Annotated in this window: 14 protein-coding genes; 12 read left to right on the top strand and 2 right to left on the bottom strand. The window is 60.7% G+C overall.

Translation table 11 applies throughout. The features are described from left to right. Positions 1–14 precede the first annotated feature (14 nt). From DET50_RS04885 to DET50_RS04830, 12 genes are all read left to right on the top strand, one after another. Positions 15–608, top strand: a complete 594-nt coding sequence (locus DET50_RS04885; protein WP_113861751.1) for a TRAP transporter small permease subunit — start codon at positions 15–17, stop codon at positions 606–608. Further along, the gene (locus DET50_RS04880) at positions 608–1891 is read left to right on the top strand and encodes a TRAP transporter large permease (protein ID WP_113861750.1); all 1284 of its coding nucleotides are present in this window, start codon (positions 608–610) and stop codon (positions 1889–1891) included. The genes DET50_RS04885 and DET50_RS04880 overlap by 1 nt, the downstream gene beginning before the upstream one ends. Before the next feature lie 34 nt (positions 1892–1925). After that, positions 1926–2603 carry a DUF2848 domain-containing protein gene (locus DET50_RS04875; protein ID WP_113861749.1) on the top strand — a complete coding sequence of 226 codons (678 nt, stop codon included), beginning with the start codon at positions 1926–1928 and terminating at the stop codon, positions 2601–2603. Next, positions 2600–3973, top strand: coding sequence for an amidase (locus tag DET50_RS04870; RefSeq protein WP_113861748.1), 1374 nt, complete (start codon positions 2600–2602; stop codon positions 3971–3973). The genes DET50_RS04875 and DET50_RS04870 overlap by 4 nt, the downstream gene beginning before the upstream one ends. Beyond that, positions 3967–4767, top strand: a complete 801-nt coding sequence (locus DET50_RS04865; RefSeq protein ID WP_113861747.1) for a hypothetical protein — start codon at positions 3967–3969, stop codon at positions 4765–4767. The genes DET50_RS04870 and DET50_RS04865 overlap by 7 nt, the downstream gene beginning before the upstream one ends. Then, the gene (locus DET50_RS04860; protein WP_113861746.1) at positions 4764–5519 is read left to right on the top strand and encodes a 5-oxoprolinase subunit PxpA; all 756 of its coding nucleotides are present in this window, start codon (positions 4764–4766) and stop codon (positions 5517–5519) included. Before DET50_RS04865 ends, DET50_RS04860 begins: the two co-directional genes overlap by 4 nt. Next, the gene (pxpB, locus tag DET50_RS04855; protein WP_113861745.1) at positions 5516–6244 is read left to right on the top strand and encodes a 5-oxoprolinase subunit PxpB; all 729 of its coding nucleotides are present in this window, start codon (positions 5516–5518) and stop codon (positions 6242–6244) included. Before DET50_RS04860 ends, pxpB begins: the two co-directional genes overlap by 4 nt. Further along, positions 6241–7194 (top strand): 5-oxoprolinase subunit C family protein, encoded by a 954-nt coding sequence (locus DET50_RS04850; RefSeq protein WP_113861744.1) that lies wholly within the window; start codon positions 6241–6243, stop codon positions 7192–7194. Before pxpB ends, DET50_RS04850 begins: the two co-directional genes overlap by 4 nt. Before the next feature lie 238 nt (positions 7195–7432). After that, on the top strand, positions 7433–7897 hold the full coding sequence (locus DET50_RS04845) for a putative pterin-binding protein (protein ID WP_258546050.1): 465 nt from the start codon (positions 7433–7435) through the stop codon (positions 7895–7897). Between the two features lies 1 nt (position 7898). Beyond that, positions 7899–9845 (top strand): EAL domain-containing protein, encoded by a 1947-nt coding sequence (locus tag DET50_RS04840; RefSeq protein WP_113861742.1) that lies wholly within the window; start codon positions 7899–7901, stop codon positions 9843–9845. 9 nt (positions 9846–9854) lie between these two features. Continuing rightward, complete coding sequence (locus DET50_RS04835) at positions 9855–10709, top strand: phosphate/phosphite/phosphonate ABC transporter substrate-binding protein (RefSeq protein ID WP_113861741.1); 855 nt, start codon at positions 9855–9857, stop codon at positions 10707–10709. Beyond that, positions 10706–11470, top strand: coding sequence for a HAMP domain-containing protein (locus DET50_RS04830; protein ID WP_113861740.1), 765 nt, complete (start codon positions 10706–10708; stop codon positions 11468–11470). The genes DET50_RS04835 and DET50_RS04830 overlap by 4 nt, the downstream gene beginning before the upstream one ends. 80 nt (positions 11471–11550) lie before the next feature. Here the strand turns inward: DET50_RS04830 and DET50_RS04825 are convergent, their stop codons facing one another. Next, complete coding sequence (locus tag DET50_RS04825; protein ID WP_258546049.1) at positions 11551–12123, bottom strand: MarR family winged helix-turn-helix transcriptional regulator; 573 nt, start codon at positions 12121–12123, stop codon at positions 11551–11553. An 8-nt stretch (positions 12124–12131) separates the two neighbouring features. Continuing rightward, the gene (gene aliB, locus DET50_RS04820) at positions 12132–13271 is read right to left on the bottom strand and encodes a cyclohexanecarboxyl-CoA dehydrogenase (protein WP_113861739.1); all 1140 of its coding nucleotides are present in this window, start codon (positions 13269–13271) and stop codon (positions 12132–12134) included. Positions 13272–13284: the final 13 nt, after the last annotated feature.

Raw genomic sequence — 13284 nt, 5'->3', positions numbered from 1 at the left:
TTCCGGAGAGCACTATGTTGGAACAGGTAACGTCCGGGCTCGACCGGATTCTTCAGGGCGTGCGGACCGGGTCGCTTTGGCTGGCCCGGGCTGGCGGCATTCTGATTCTTCTGACGGTGATCCTGGTGACCATTGAGGTACTGTCCCGGCAGTTTTTCGGGCGTTCGAACGTCCATGCCACCGAGATCACCGGCTATGTCATGGCGATCAGTGCCAGCTGGGCCTTTGCCTACACACTGATGCGTAAGGCCCATATCCGGATCGATGCGCTGTACCTGAAATTCCCGGTCAGTGTCCGTGGTGTGCTGGATCTGATTGCTTTGCTGTCCCTGGCTCTGTTCTGTGTTCTGGTAGTGGGTGCCGCGTTTGGTGTCACCGAGCATTCCTTCAGCGCCGGCGCCCGGGCCAACACGCCCCTCGGAACACCGGTGTGGATCCCTCAGGCCCTGTGGTTGCTTGGCCTGGTCTGGTTTTCCATCGCCGTGGTGTTGATGTCACTTCGGGTCTTTCTGGGCTTGATTGCCGGCCATGCGGAGGAGGTCCAATGGCTGGCGGGCAGTCCGACGCTGGACGAACAGATCAGTGATGAGAAAGGGGAAACCAACTGATGATTCTGATAACCCTGCTGGTGCTGCTGGTCCTTCTGCTTCTGAGTGTTCCGGTTGCCGCCACTCTGATCGTGCTCGGACTGTTTCTCGATGAATTTTTCTCGCCGTTTCCCCTGGTCAACGCCATGGGGGACGTATTGTGGTCAGCGTCCAACAGCTTTCTGTTGATCGCCATTCCGCTGTTTATCCTGCTGGGTGAGATCCTGGTGCGTACGGGGATTGCCAAGGGTACTTACCGGGCCCTGGAGAGCTGGCTTTCCTGGTTGCCCGGCGGTCTGCTGCACGCCAACGTCGGCACCGCCACACTGTTTTCCGCGACCTCCGGCTCCAGTGTTGCCACGGCTGCCACCATTGGTACCGTCGCCATTCCCCAGGGTAAGGAAATGAACTACGACCCCAGGTTGTTCACCGGCTCGATCGCCGCCGGCGGGACTCTGGGTATCATGATTCCGCCGTCCATTAACCTGATCGTCTATGGCTTCCTGACCGAAACCTCGATTCCCCAGCTGTTCGCCGCCGGGCTGATTCCCGGCCTGTTGCTGGCTCTGCTGTTCGTGGTTGGCACTGCACTTATCTGCCTGTGGCGGCCTTCGATGGGAGGCCCGAGCACCCATCACTCCTGGGGTGAACGGTTCTCCGGCCTCAAGCATCTTGTGCCGGTTCTGGTCCTGTTCGGCATAGTAGTCGGATCGATTTACGCCGGTTGGGCCACGCCCACGGAGGCCGCATCGCTCGGTGTCATCGGAGCCTTCGCGATTGCCCTGTTCATGGGCAAGCTGAGCAAAACCGTGGTCATGGAGGCCCTCGAGGGCACCATGCGCACCACCGGTATGATCATGCTGATTATCATCGCCTCCTATTTCCTCAACTTCGTTCTGGCCTCTGCGGGCATTACCCGGGAGCTGAGTGCCTTCCTGGAGTCGGCGGGTCTGGGTCCCTATGCAACCCTGCTGCTGGTCATCGCCCTCTACATCATTCTGGGTTTCTTCATCGAGACCCTGTCACTGATGGTGATCACCATTCCGATTGTGGCGCCCATCATCATCGGCCTCGGTTTTGATCCGGTCTGGTTCGGCATTCTGCTGATCCTGCTGATCGAGATGGCGCTGATCACTCCCCCGGTGGGCCTGAACCTGTATGTGGTCCAGGGTGTGCGTCAGGGCGGCTCGTTCAACGATGTGATGGTTGGAGCGCTGCCGTATGTCGCGATGATGCTGTTGATGGCAGTGGCACTGGTGCTGTTCCCCTCCATCGCCATGTTCCTGCCGGATGTGTTGAACTGATCCGCAACCGGCTGACAACAACAGGAGACACGTAATGACACAATTCCAGCTGGCTGATACCGGTGAAGAACTGGACATCAGCGTCCGGGAACTGATCATCGCCGGATGGGCAGGGCGCGAACAGGCGGCCATCGATGAACATATCGAGGAGCTGAAGGCGATCGGGGTTTCCCCGCCTTCCAGTACTCCCCTCTTCTACCTGGTGTCGGCGGACCTGCTGACCACCGCCGGCAATGTCCAGTTCCTGGGCAACGCCTCAAGCGGCGAAGTGGAGGTGCTGCTGCTCGGTACCGAGCGGGGCACGGTGGTGGGCATCGGCTCGGATCATACCGACCGTGAGGCTGAGGCCTGGTCGGTGGCCCATTCCAAGCAGGTGTGTGCCAAGCCCGTGGGTTACCAGCTGTGGTGGCTTGCTGACGTGATAGACCACTGGGATGAACTGGAGATGGCATCGTTCGCCACCATTGACGGTGAGGAAGTGCGTTACCAGGACGGCGGTGTCACCGGGCTGCTGCATCCGGAGGAATTGCTGCGCCGGTTTGGCCTGGACCAGCCGCAACTGGCACCCGGGCAGGCCATGCTCTGCGGCACCCTGCCGGTCATCGGCGGAGTTCGGCCTGCCCAGTCGTTCCGGATGGTGCTGAGGGATCCGGTCACCAACCGCACCCTGGAACACACCTATCACATTCAGACGCTGCCGGTGGTGAAATGAGCCAGTTCAAAGCCGAGGATCTCAAGCCGTTGCCGGTCGGGACGCTGGCGGGCCTGCTGGATGGCCTGGCAACGGGGCAGTGGCAGGCCGCGGGCTTGCTGAAGACCTGTCAGCGCAACATGGATACCGGAGATGATCGCGCCCGGCAGGTTTATACCGCCCGTTTTGACCGGACCGCGACCGCCGAGGCGCGTGCAGCGGATAACCTGTACGAGGCGCGGGTGCCGGTGGGGGAGCTGGCCGGCATTCCGGTTGCACTCAAGGCACTGTTCGACGTGGCAGGGCAGGTGACCCACGCCGGAAGTCAGTGGTGGGACACCCCCGCCGAGCATGATGCGCTGATAGTTTCACGCCTGCGGCGTGCCGGGGCGGTGATTACCGGGCACACCAACATGACCGAATTTGCCTATTCCGGCCTCGGCCTGAACCCCCATTACGGTACCCCGGACAACCCGCTGGCCCCGGGCCGGATTCCCGGCGGGTCTTCGTCGGGCGCCGCCGTGGCCGTTGCCTGTGATATGGCCGCTGCGGCCATCGGCACCGACACCGGTGGCTCCATCCGTATTCCCTCGGCGTTCTGTGGCCTGGTGGGGTTCAAGCCGTCCCAGCAACGCATACCCAGGCGGGGCACCTTTCCCCTGTCGGACAGTCTGGATTCGGTCGGGCCCATTGCCCGATCCGTGGACTGTTGTGCCCGGGTCGATGCGGTGCTGTCCGGACGCGAGTGGTTGCCACTCAGGCAGCGGCCCCTGGCGGGCCTGCGCTTCGCGGTGCCGGCCAATTACATGCTGGACGACGTTTCCCCGGGAGTCGCCGAGACCTTCACCCGGAGCCTGAACCTGCTTCGGGACGCCGGCGCACGGATCGAGGAAGTGGCAGTACCGGTGCTGGATACCCTGCCGGAACTGCTGGAAGGTGGTGGCCTCACCGCCGCGGAGAGTTACCATATCCACCGGGAATGGTTGCGCTGCCACGGGGACCGCTATGATCCGAGAGTCCGCAGCCGCATGGAGCGGGGTGCACAGCTTGGGGCCGCGGATTACATCGAACTGCTCCGGCGCCGGGCTGAACGCAAGCAACAGGCTGACCAGTGGCTGGCGGACTACGACGGCCTGCTTGCGCCGACGGTACCGATTGCACCGCCGCGCTTCGAGGACCTTGCCGGCGATCACGATTATGGCCGCCTGAACCTGCTGGTGCTGCGTAATCCCACGGTGGCCAACCTGCTTGACCTGTGTGCCATCACGCTGCCGAACCACGAGCCGGGTGAGTTGCCCTCGGGGCTGATGCTGGTCGGTCGCAATGGCACCGATGCCGATGTGCTGGCCATCGCGGCGGGAATCGAGGAGGCGCTCAGGGAAGCATGCTGAGCGTTCTGATTGCAAAACTGCTGGCCACCGCCCTGGTGGTCATCGGTGTTTCGGTGGCGGTGGGCAAGGTGGGACCGCGGGTCGGGGGTATACTGGCAGGGACACCCATCATCCTGGGCCCTGGCTACTTTTTCATGCTCCAGGAGCGTTCGGTGGAGTTCCTTCAGGCCGCCGCGCTGTCGACACTGCATGCCCTGATTGCCACGCTTGTTTTTGCCATCTGCTTCGTGGTGTCCGCCGGACGTTTTGGCGTGTACACCAGCCTGGCGTTGGCGACCGGGATCTGGATACCGACTGCGCTACTGTTTTCCCTGTTGCCGGGTGGTGTATGGGGTGGTTTGCTGGTGTACGGCCTGGTGCTGTTCGCGGCCGAGGCCATACGTCGGGCCCTGAAACTGGGTCAGACCGTGGTGGTTGCCCGGTCCGGGTGGTTTGATTTGCTGTTTCGGGGGTTGTTGGCGGGAATTCTGGTCAGCGTGGCCACCACGGTGGCAGCGAAATCCGGCCCGTTGCTTTCCGGTATGCTGGTGGGGTTCCCGGTGGGGTTGTTCACCATTGGCTGGACGTTATACGAGCGCTACGGCGCTGAAGTGGCCAGGGCAACGGTCAGCATGGCCCAGAAAGGCATGCTCAGTCTGGTGGCTTTTGCGTTGGCGCTGGCCCTGACGGTGGGCACTGTGCCGCCCATGGCCACCTTTGCCATCTCCCTGCTTGCCTCGATAATGGTGAGTATGGGTATTTTTGTCATCAGCCAGTGGCGTTATCGCGCACTGCAGACGGGAGAGGGAAAATGAGATCTCTGATGATTAACGCCGACATGGGGGAGAGCTTCGGCCCCTGGGTCATGGGCATGGATGAGCACGTCATGCCCCATGTCGATCTGGCCAACGTGGCCTGTGGCTTCCACGCCTCCGACCCACACGTTATCCGGCGCACGGTGCGGCTGGCGAAACAGCATGATGTGAAGGTGGGGGCCCATCCGTCCTACCCGGACCTCGTGGGTTTTGGCCGCCGCTCCATCGCCTGCTCGCCGGACGAAGTGGAGGATCTGGTGCTGTACCAGATCGGCGCCCTGTCCGGCATTTGCCAGGCCGAGGGCACGCGTATCCACTACGTGAAACCCCACGGGGCCCTTTACAACGACATGATCAAGGATCCCGGCCTGTTCGAGGCCGTGGTCAAGGCGGTCAAGGATTTCGATGGCAACCTGCCTTTGATGACCATGGCCTCCTGTGATACCTCCATGGCCCGGGAAATCGCGGATCGCTACGGCATCAAGCTGTGGTTCGAGGCCTTCGCCGACCGTGCCTATGACGGGGAAGGTCGTCTGGTATCCCGGCGCATCCCCGGGGCAGTCCATGAAGATCCGGACGAGATCCTGGAGCAGGCCGTGAAGATTGCCAAGGGCGAACCGCTGACCGCCATTGACGGCAGCGAGATCGTGTTGAACGCCGATACCCTGTGTGTGCATGGGGACAACAACGAATCCATCGCCGCGATCCAGTCGATCCGCGAAGCGATCCTGGCATTGGGAAACCGGGCATGACAGGTAACCCGGCCAACGCCTTGCCCCGCCTCGAATCCGCCGGTCTCGATGGTTGGATGGTTCGGTTGTTCGAACAGATCGACGAGGCCAATCTGCCCTGGATTACAGCCCTGGCCCGCCAGTGCGAATCGGCGTTTGGTGACGCCCTGGTCGACCTGGTGCCGTCCTACACCACCCTGCTGGTGGTCTTCGATCCTGTCCGGCTGTCTCCGTCTGACGCGCGGCAAAAAATCACCGACTTACTGGTGGAGCTGGAACCGGACGAGCACATGGGTACCGGTCAGGTTCACGAGTTGCCCACGTTCTATGACCCCAGCGTCGGGCCGGACCTGGACCGAGTTGCCGAACACACCGGCATGACCGTGGCAGAGGTCATCGACTGCCACAGCAGCAAAACCTACCGTGTCTTCGCCCTGGGCTTTGCTCCTGGCTTTGCCTTCATGGGGCTGATTGATCCACGGCTGGAATGCCCCAGGCTGGATACCCCGCGCAAGAAGGTGCCGGTGGGCAGTGTTGCCATTGCCGCGCGTCAGACGGCCGCCTATCCGACGGCCACCCCCGGGGGCTGGAATCTGCTCGGCCGCACCAGTGCCCGGCTGTTTGACCGGGAGCGAGAGGGTTTCAGCCTGCTGAGAGTGGGGGATGAAGTACGCTTCGTATCCGTCAGTCGTGAGGAATTCGAACGTCAGGGCGGTGACACCACGCCCATGGAGGCAGCGGGATGACAGCACAACGCAAAATGGAATCCGCGATCCGGGTCCACCGGTCCGGACCGTTGGCGCTGCTGCAGGATCTTGGCCGTTTCGGCGTCCGCCACCTGGGGGTGACCCAGGGAGGACCGGCGGATCTGTATTCCTGGGCCTGGGCCAATTACCTGGCGGGTAACCCCTGGGGCTCGGCGAGCCTGGAGATCACCTTTGGCGGGCTGCAGCTGGTGGCCGAGCGGGATCTGGATATCGCCATCGCCGGCGCCGATCTCGGCGCCACCCTCGACGGGCAACCGGTGCCTTTGTGGCAACGGATCACCTGGAAAGAGGGCCAGAAACTTGCCTTTGCCTCGCCCGTGAGCGGACTGCGGGCCTACCTGTCGGTTCGGGGTGGCTTTGCCGCCGAACCGGTGATGGGCAGCGTTGCCACGGTTGGCCGCGAGCAGCTGGGCGGCTTCGACGGCTGGGGCAGCAAGCTGGCAGATGGCGACCGGCTGGCGATTTATACCCCCGATGGCAAGCCGGCAGAGGGGATGAGCGAGGCGCCGGATGATGTCCGGATGGATTTTCGGGAGTCACCAGTTCTGGAACTCCTACCCGGTGCCCAGATCGGGGAGTTCACCGGCCGCAGTCTGTACGATGCCTTCAATACCTGGTGGCGGGTGGACGATCGGGCCGATCGCATGGGCGTGCGCCTGCTGGGTCCGAAGCTGCAGTGCCGGATTGGTTCCCTGATCTCCGAGGGCATCAACCTGGGCGGCGTCCAGGTACCACCGGATGGTCAGCCCATTGCACTGCTCAATGACCGCCAGACCATCGGCGGTTACCCGCGGCTCGGGGCCCTGTCTCCGTTGTCGGCCTCAAGGCTGGCGCAATGCCTGCCGGGCCAGGAAGTCCGGCTGAGGGCCTGTGGGAGCGGGCCGGTGCTGGAGCATTACCGGTGTTTCCTGGCGGGATTCCGGCCCTGAATAGGGCCGGTGCCGTTTCCCAACTCCGGGTCGCGGTAATTACCTAGCTGAACCGTTTCAATATCAGCAACGATTAATTTGTTGAATTATAAGACTAAAATCTATAGCTGTTATTGAATTTTACAAATTTTACATTGTGTTTTCAGGAGTTTACGTTGGTCCTATGGCCTCCCGTGAGGTCGCTCAGTATCATCGCCGGACGAATTGTGTACAGCTTCTGAAATCATCCGGACCGCCTATGAAAGCTTTTCCCCTGATCGTTTTCCTCCTTGTCATTGTGTTTTCAACTGTTGCTCAGGCGGCCCCGGAACTGGTGGTCAGGAGCGGCTCAAAAGTTCTGGTCCTGGACCGGGATGAGCTGGAGACCTTCCCGCAAACCACGGTTACCACGTCCAGTCCCTATTACGACGGCACGGTTGAGTTCACCGGGCCGACCCTGAAGCGGGTGCTCGATACTTTCGGTATCGATGACCAGACGCAGCTGACCCTCCGCGCCCTGAATGACTACCAAGTGAAAGGCACACTGGCCGAGGTTCTGGAACTGGATGCGATCATCGCGACCCGAATGGATGGCAGGAGCATGTCGGTTCGTAATCGCGGACCCTTCTGGATCATTCTTCCGTTGTCCGAGCGTCCGGAACTGGATCATGGGGACTATCACCGGTTCATGGTCTGGCAACTGGACCAGATTGAGTTGAACTGACGTGAACACAGATTCCGTACTGGCGCGCCTGTTCTCGCGCACCACCATCATTTTTCTGTTCGTCACAGTACTGTGCCTGGTTTCCGCGAGCTTCTATACCTATCTGGAAGATCGCAAGCTCGAGACGATTTCTCTCAGTGCCATGCGGATGGGGTCGTGGAACCTTGCCCAACTGGGCAACGAAGCCAGTGCCTTTGATCGGGAAATGGCGCTGATGGCTGCCGGTGTCGGCGATCCTGAGGAATTCATGCTGCGGTACGATGTACTCTGGAGCCGTTACGATTACCTCCTTACCAGTAAGGAGTCTCTGCCGACTCGGCGTCATCAGGATAACAAGCAGCGACTGACGGCATTGTTCACCAGCCTCAAAGCGCTGGAGCCATCCTTTGCTACCCGTCTTGAAAATCCGATTGCGGATTGGTCCGCTGTTGCGACGGAATGGAACCGTCAGAAAGCCGCCATTCAGCAATTGGTCATCGATAATTTCGTGGGGGATGAAACCGGGCAACTCATGATTGGTGTGGAGGCTTCCCGGAACCGTCTTGCCAATCTCCGTTTCTTCACGCTGGCGGCTCTGGTTATCGTGTTCCTGTACATGGCATTTGCCTTCCTGTTTGTGCGCAAGCAATCCCGGACGGATCCTGTCACCGGCCTGCCCAACAGTAACTATCTGGCGTCAATACGTGGCGTCGATCCGGCCAGAATGATCGTTATATGCGAAATCCGGCAGTTTCAGCTGGTACTGAGCGAATACGGAAACGAGGCGGCGATAGAGCTGGCCCGGCTTTTCGCCGGCAAGCTCAAGGCACATCTGGGGACAGAGGATGAGGTCATTCAGCTGGGCCTGAGCGAATACGTCCTTCTTCTTGCTCCGGGACAGCATGAGACCATTGAAGAAATGATTGAAGAGCTGGTGACAGCCACGACTTTCGATTGGCGCATTCACGAGTCCGACGTACCGATCTCGGCGGTTTTCGGGGTAGACCCCCCGTGCGAGGGCAATTGTCCGGACTGGAATACCCGTTACCAGCAGGCCCATCGTGGTTTGGCGCAGGCCCATCTGAAAGGCGTGAGCTACTCCATCAACAACGAGGACCTGCGCCGACAGATTGAAGAGGAGCGGCAGATTTTCACGGGTCTTCGCAAGTTCCTGAAAGGTGAACCGGGCCCCCTGCGTCTGAGCCTCGTCTACCAGCCGATCGTCAGTGTCGAGAATCGCCACCTGGTCACTGGCGCGGAGGTGCTGCTGCGGTGTCGCGATGACAACATCGGGTTTGTGCCGCCGAACCGGGTGGTGGATCTGTGCGAACACTTCGGGCTTGGAGTCGAATTCGGTCAGTGGTTGTTCCGACAGATTGCCCGGGAAACCCGGCAGCTATACCGGGATCTGGGTTATCGGGGCACGCTCTCCATCAACCTGAATCCGGCGATGCTCGGTGATCATCTGGTGGCGGACGTGAAGAACCTGCTGATAGAGCAGGGCATTCCGGCCTCAACCTTGTGTATGGAAATTACCGAGGACAACGCCGCCCTCGAATTCGAGCGGATCAATCAGCTGATCGACCGCCTCCATGAGCAGGGCGTGATCTTTGCCCTGGATGATTTCGGAACGGGTCACTCTTCCCTGGAGTATGTTCGTGAACTGAAGGTCGACCGGGTCAAGATTGATCGCTGTTTCGTTGATGGCATCGAACTGGATGAGGACAAATCCCGCTTCCTCGGCTCCATTATTGCGATGGCCGATCAGGCTTACATGAAGAGCGTGATTGAAGGGGTGGAAAACGAACCCCAGTGGCAGAAAGTATCAGAGCTGGGCGGGTCCCTGATCCAGGGCTATCACGCGCATCGACCGATGCCCTTCAATGACTATATGGCACTGCTGATGGACCCGAAAACCGGTTATCCCACCGAGACTTCCAGGCAGCTGGCTCCCTTTACGGACTATTGAGTACACCTTATGCGGATCACAGCATTGATCAGGTTGTTGCTTGTCGCCCTTGCCGTCACTTCCGGTGCTGCGAGCGCGCAAGCCTCCAATGAGATCCGGGACGCCCGGGTTCTGACCTTCGGCATTGTACCCCAGGAGTCCGCCAGCCGGCTGGCGGACCAGTGGACACCGTTGATGCGTTACCTCTCAGACCGAATGGGCGTGCCGGTCCGGTTCATGACCGCTCCGGACATTCCCACGTTCGAGCAGCGGGTCCTGGAAGGGCACTACGACATTGCCTATATGAACCCCTATCACTACGTGGAGTTCAGTCAGACTCCCGGTTACCGGGCCATTGTCCGGGAGGGCGACAAGCGTATCCATGGCCTGGTCGTGGTCCCTGAAAACACGGTAGCCGAGAGCCTGGAAGACCTCGGAGGCAAAACCATCGCCTTTCCGGCACCGGCCGCATTCGCCGCCACCATCCTGGTGCGGGCAGAGCTGGAGCGACTGGGCATCGACTATCAGCCCAGGTTCGTGGGTTCCCACGAGTCAGTCTACCTGAATGTCAGCAAAGGCTTCGCGGCGGCCGGTGGTGGTATCGAGCGCACGTTCAATTCAGCTTTGAAAGAGGGTCTCAGCGGAGTCCGGGTCCTGTGGCGATCGGAGGGCTTCACGCCCCATGCTTTCGCAGCGCATCCGAACCTGGATGACCGTCGTAAAGAAGCCTTCCGAAATTTGCTGATCGGGTTGGCGGACAGCGATGAGGGACGCTCACTGCTGGCGCGTGCCAATCTTGAGCGACTCATTCGGGCAGAAGATTCGGATTGGAATGACATCCGGGCATTGGGCCTTGAATTTATCGAGACATCGGGGGCACCTTGAAGTTATCCCTTCGAACCCAGGCCGTCATTGGCATTGGCCTGATCGAAATCGTGATGCTGATGATCCTGCTGTACTCGGTATTCCAGTTCATCACTCGGTCAACAACCGAGGAAGTGGAGCGCCGGGCTGAATCCATTGCCCGGGTATTTGCCGCAACGGCCGCTGACGATGTGCTGTCGCTCGATCTGGGTGCTTTGCAATCCTTTGTCGATGCTGCGTCCAGAACGCCCGGAACCGCGTTTGCGAGGGTTGTGGATTATGAGGGCCATCTGCTTGCCGAAGCCGGCAACTCGGATGCATTACTCAAACCTTTCCGGGAATCCAAAAACCTGGAAAGCCTGCCGGACCTGTACATGGCCAAGGCGACGATTGTCAAAGCGGGTCTGAATTACGGGTGGATCGAGATTGGTCTTGATCTGCGGAATCAGAAGCAGGGCATAGCTTCCTTACGCGATCGTAGTCTGCTGATTGCCACCATCGAGGTTTTGTTGGCCGCCATTTTCTCGATTGCTGCCGGCTACTACCTGGTCCGACGGCTGAACCACATGCGGCAGGTGGTGGAGCGGGTTGGTTCCGGCGAAGTCCGCACCAGGATTCAGGATCCGATGTCGGATGAGGTGGCGGATCTGGCCCATGAAATCGATCGCCTGGTGGAACAGACGAACTGGGAGCGGGACCGGCAGAATGAGCGGTTGCAGGAATTGGAAGAGTTGAACCAGTTGCTGCATCGCAAGATTTCCGAGTTGCAGCGTCGGATCTGAAAAAGACCCATCCCATTCCAGCAGGCGGGGATGGGCGCAAGAGCCAACCGTTTTACCGGTTGAGCGCAACGCCCGAAGCCTCAGCCAGCAGGGTTCGCAGTCCCCTGGGTGCTGTCCCCGGCTTCGGAGGCCAGAGATACATTGGACAGGCCCTCCTGGAGTTTCTTGAGCAGATGCAGCAGGCTGACGCCGTCATCAAAGCTCATGCCCTGCAGGGCCTGGCGGTAGAACTCGGTGATGGTGTCCTGCAGCTGATTCCAGAAGGCCCGGCCGGATTCGGTCAACACCACCAGCCGCGCCCGGCGGTCCTGGGGATCGGGAATCCGCACCACGTGGCCGTCCCGCTCCATGCGTTTGAGCACGCCGTCCAGGTTCTGGCGGCTGACATACAGATATTCCTTGAGCTGGTTGAAGGAGGTGCCTTCCTCGAACCCCTCCCGTGACAGCGTCCCCAGCACCGCCCACTGCACGGCGCTGATGCCCATTTCGTTCTGGACCTGGCGCTGCAGGATGTTTCCGGTCTGGAACAGCCGGAAAAACAGTCGGTTGGGTACGCCTCCGGATTCGTTAACGATCATCTGTGCTCCTGTGGTGCTGCCCTGGCTCTCAGGCCAGGGCAGACGGTTGCCGGCACCCCGAATCGCGGAGGACATGGGGTGCGTCACCTGGGCAGATACTCGCGCGCGATGATGTTCTTCATGATCTGCGCGGTACCGTCACCAATCTGCAGACCAAGGACATCCCGCAACCGCTGGGCAAAGGGCAGGTCTTCACCCCAGCCGGTGTGGCCATGGGCCAGCAGGCACTGTTTCACCACATCGAAGGCGAGCTTGGGGCCCCACCACTTGTTCATGGCGGCTTCGGCGTTATGGGGCAGGTTGTTGTCCTTGAGCCAGAGCGCATGGTAGCACTGCATGCGCGCGGCATGAACGTAGGTCTGGTATTCCGCCAGTGGATGGGTCAGGCCCTGGAAGGCGGACAGGTTCTGGCCGAAGGCTGTGCGCTCGGTCAGCCACTGCCAGGTTTCCTCCAGGGATTGCTGGGCCACCGCCAGACACTGCAACCCGATCAGGGCGCGGCTGTAATCAAACCCCTGCATGACCTGTTTGAAGCCTTTGCCTTCCTCACCCATCATGTGGCTGGCGGGCACTTCCACGTTGTCGAAGAAGATGGAGCCGCGGCCGATGGCCCGCTGGCCATTGTCCTCGAACCGGGTAGTGCTGATGCCCGGGCTATCCATGGGCACCAGGAACGCGCTGATGCCGGAGGCCTGTTGCTCCACCGTACCGGTGCGGGCGAACACCACCGCCACATCGGCCTGGTCGGCCATGGAGATGGAGGTTTTCTCGCCGTTGAGTACGAAGACGTCGCCCTTTTTCTCCGCCTTCAGGCGCAGGTTGGCGGCATCGGAACCACCGTGGGGCTCGGTCAGGGCAATGCACGCCACCTTCTGGCCGGAGGTCATGCCGTGCAGCCACTCTTTGGCCAGGTCCGGCGCGGCGTGGCTGGCAATGATCTGGCCGTTCAGGGAGGTCAGCAGGGGAATGTAGCCCACGTTGAAATCCCCTTTGGAGATTTCCTCGATGATCAGGCCGCTGGTGACGCAATCCATGCCGCTGCCTCCGAATTCCTCGGGCAGTTCGCCACCGAGCAGGCCCATTTCGCCAAGCTGGCGGATCACATCCCGCTCGATCACGCCTTCCCGGTCCCGCTTGCGATAGCCCGGAGCCAGCACCTCGGCGCTGAAGCGGGCCACAACCTCGCGGATCGCGTTTTGTTCTTCGTTGAATGCGAAATTCATGGTGTTCTCCGGG

Source organism: Marinobacter pelagius (genome assembly GCF_003315345.1).
In the GTDB taxonomy this organism is placed as follows: Bacteria; Pseudomonadota; Gammaproteobacteria; order Pseudomonadales; family Oleiphilaceae; genus Marinobacter; species Marinobacter pelagius_A.
Note: the sequence above shows the minus strand (reverse complement) of the source record. Positions and strands in the feature narration are given on the sequence as shown.

Excerpts from the sequence above, each read along its gene's own strand:
- DET50_RS04875 (WP_113861749.1), top strand. The coding sequence starts at position 1,926 with ATGACACAATTCCAGCTGGCTGATACCGGTGAAGAACTGGACATCAGC.
- DET50_RS04885 (WP_113861751.1), top strand. The coding sequence starts at position 15 with ATGTTGGAACAGGTAACGTCCGGGCTCGACCGGATTCTTCAGGGCGTG.
- DET50_RS04825 (WP_258546049.1), bottom strand. The coding sequence starts at position 12,123 with ATGTCCTCCGCGATTCGGGGTGCCGGCAACCGTCTGCCCTGGCCTGAG.
- DET50_RS04845 (WP_258546050.1), top strand. The coding sequence starts at position 7,433 with ATGAAAGCTTTTCCCCTGATCGTTTTCCTCCTTGTCATTGTGTTTTCA.
- pxpB (WP_113861745.1), top strand. The coding sequence starts at position 5,516 with ATGACAGGTAACCCGGCCAACGCCTTGCCCCGCCTCGAATCCGCCGGT.
- DET50_RS04870 (WP_113861748.1), top strand. The coding sequence starts at position 2,600 with ATGAGCCAGTTCAAAGCCGAGGATCTCAAGCCGTTGCCGGTCGGGACG.
- aliB (WP_113861739.1), bottom strand. The coding sequence starts at position 13,271 with ATGAATTTCGCATTCAACGAAGAACAAAACGCGATCCGCGAGGTTGTG.
- DET50_RS04880 (WP_113861750.1), top strand. The coding sequence starts at position 608 with ATGATTCTGATAACCCTGCTGGTGCTGCTGGTCCTTCTGCTTCTGAGT.
- DET50_RS04835 (WP_113861741.1), top strand. The coding sequence starts at position 9,855 with ATGCGGATCACAGCATTGATCAGGTTGTTGCTTGTCGCCCTTGCCGTC.
- DET50_RS04860 (WP_113861746.1), top strand. The coding sequence starts at position 4,764 with ATGAGATCTCTGATGATTAACGCCGACATGGGGGAGAGCTTCGGCCCC.
- DET50_RS04850 (WP_113861744.1), top strand. The coding sequence starts at position 6,241 with ATGACAGCACAACGCAAAATGGAATCCGCGATCCGGGTCCACCGGTCC.
- DET50_RS04865 (WP_113861747.1), top strand. The coding sequence starts at position 3,967 with ATGCTGAGCGTTCTGATTGCAAAACTGCTGGCCACCGCCCTGGTGGTC.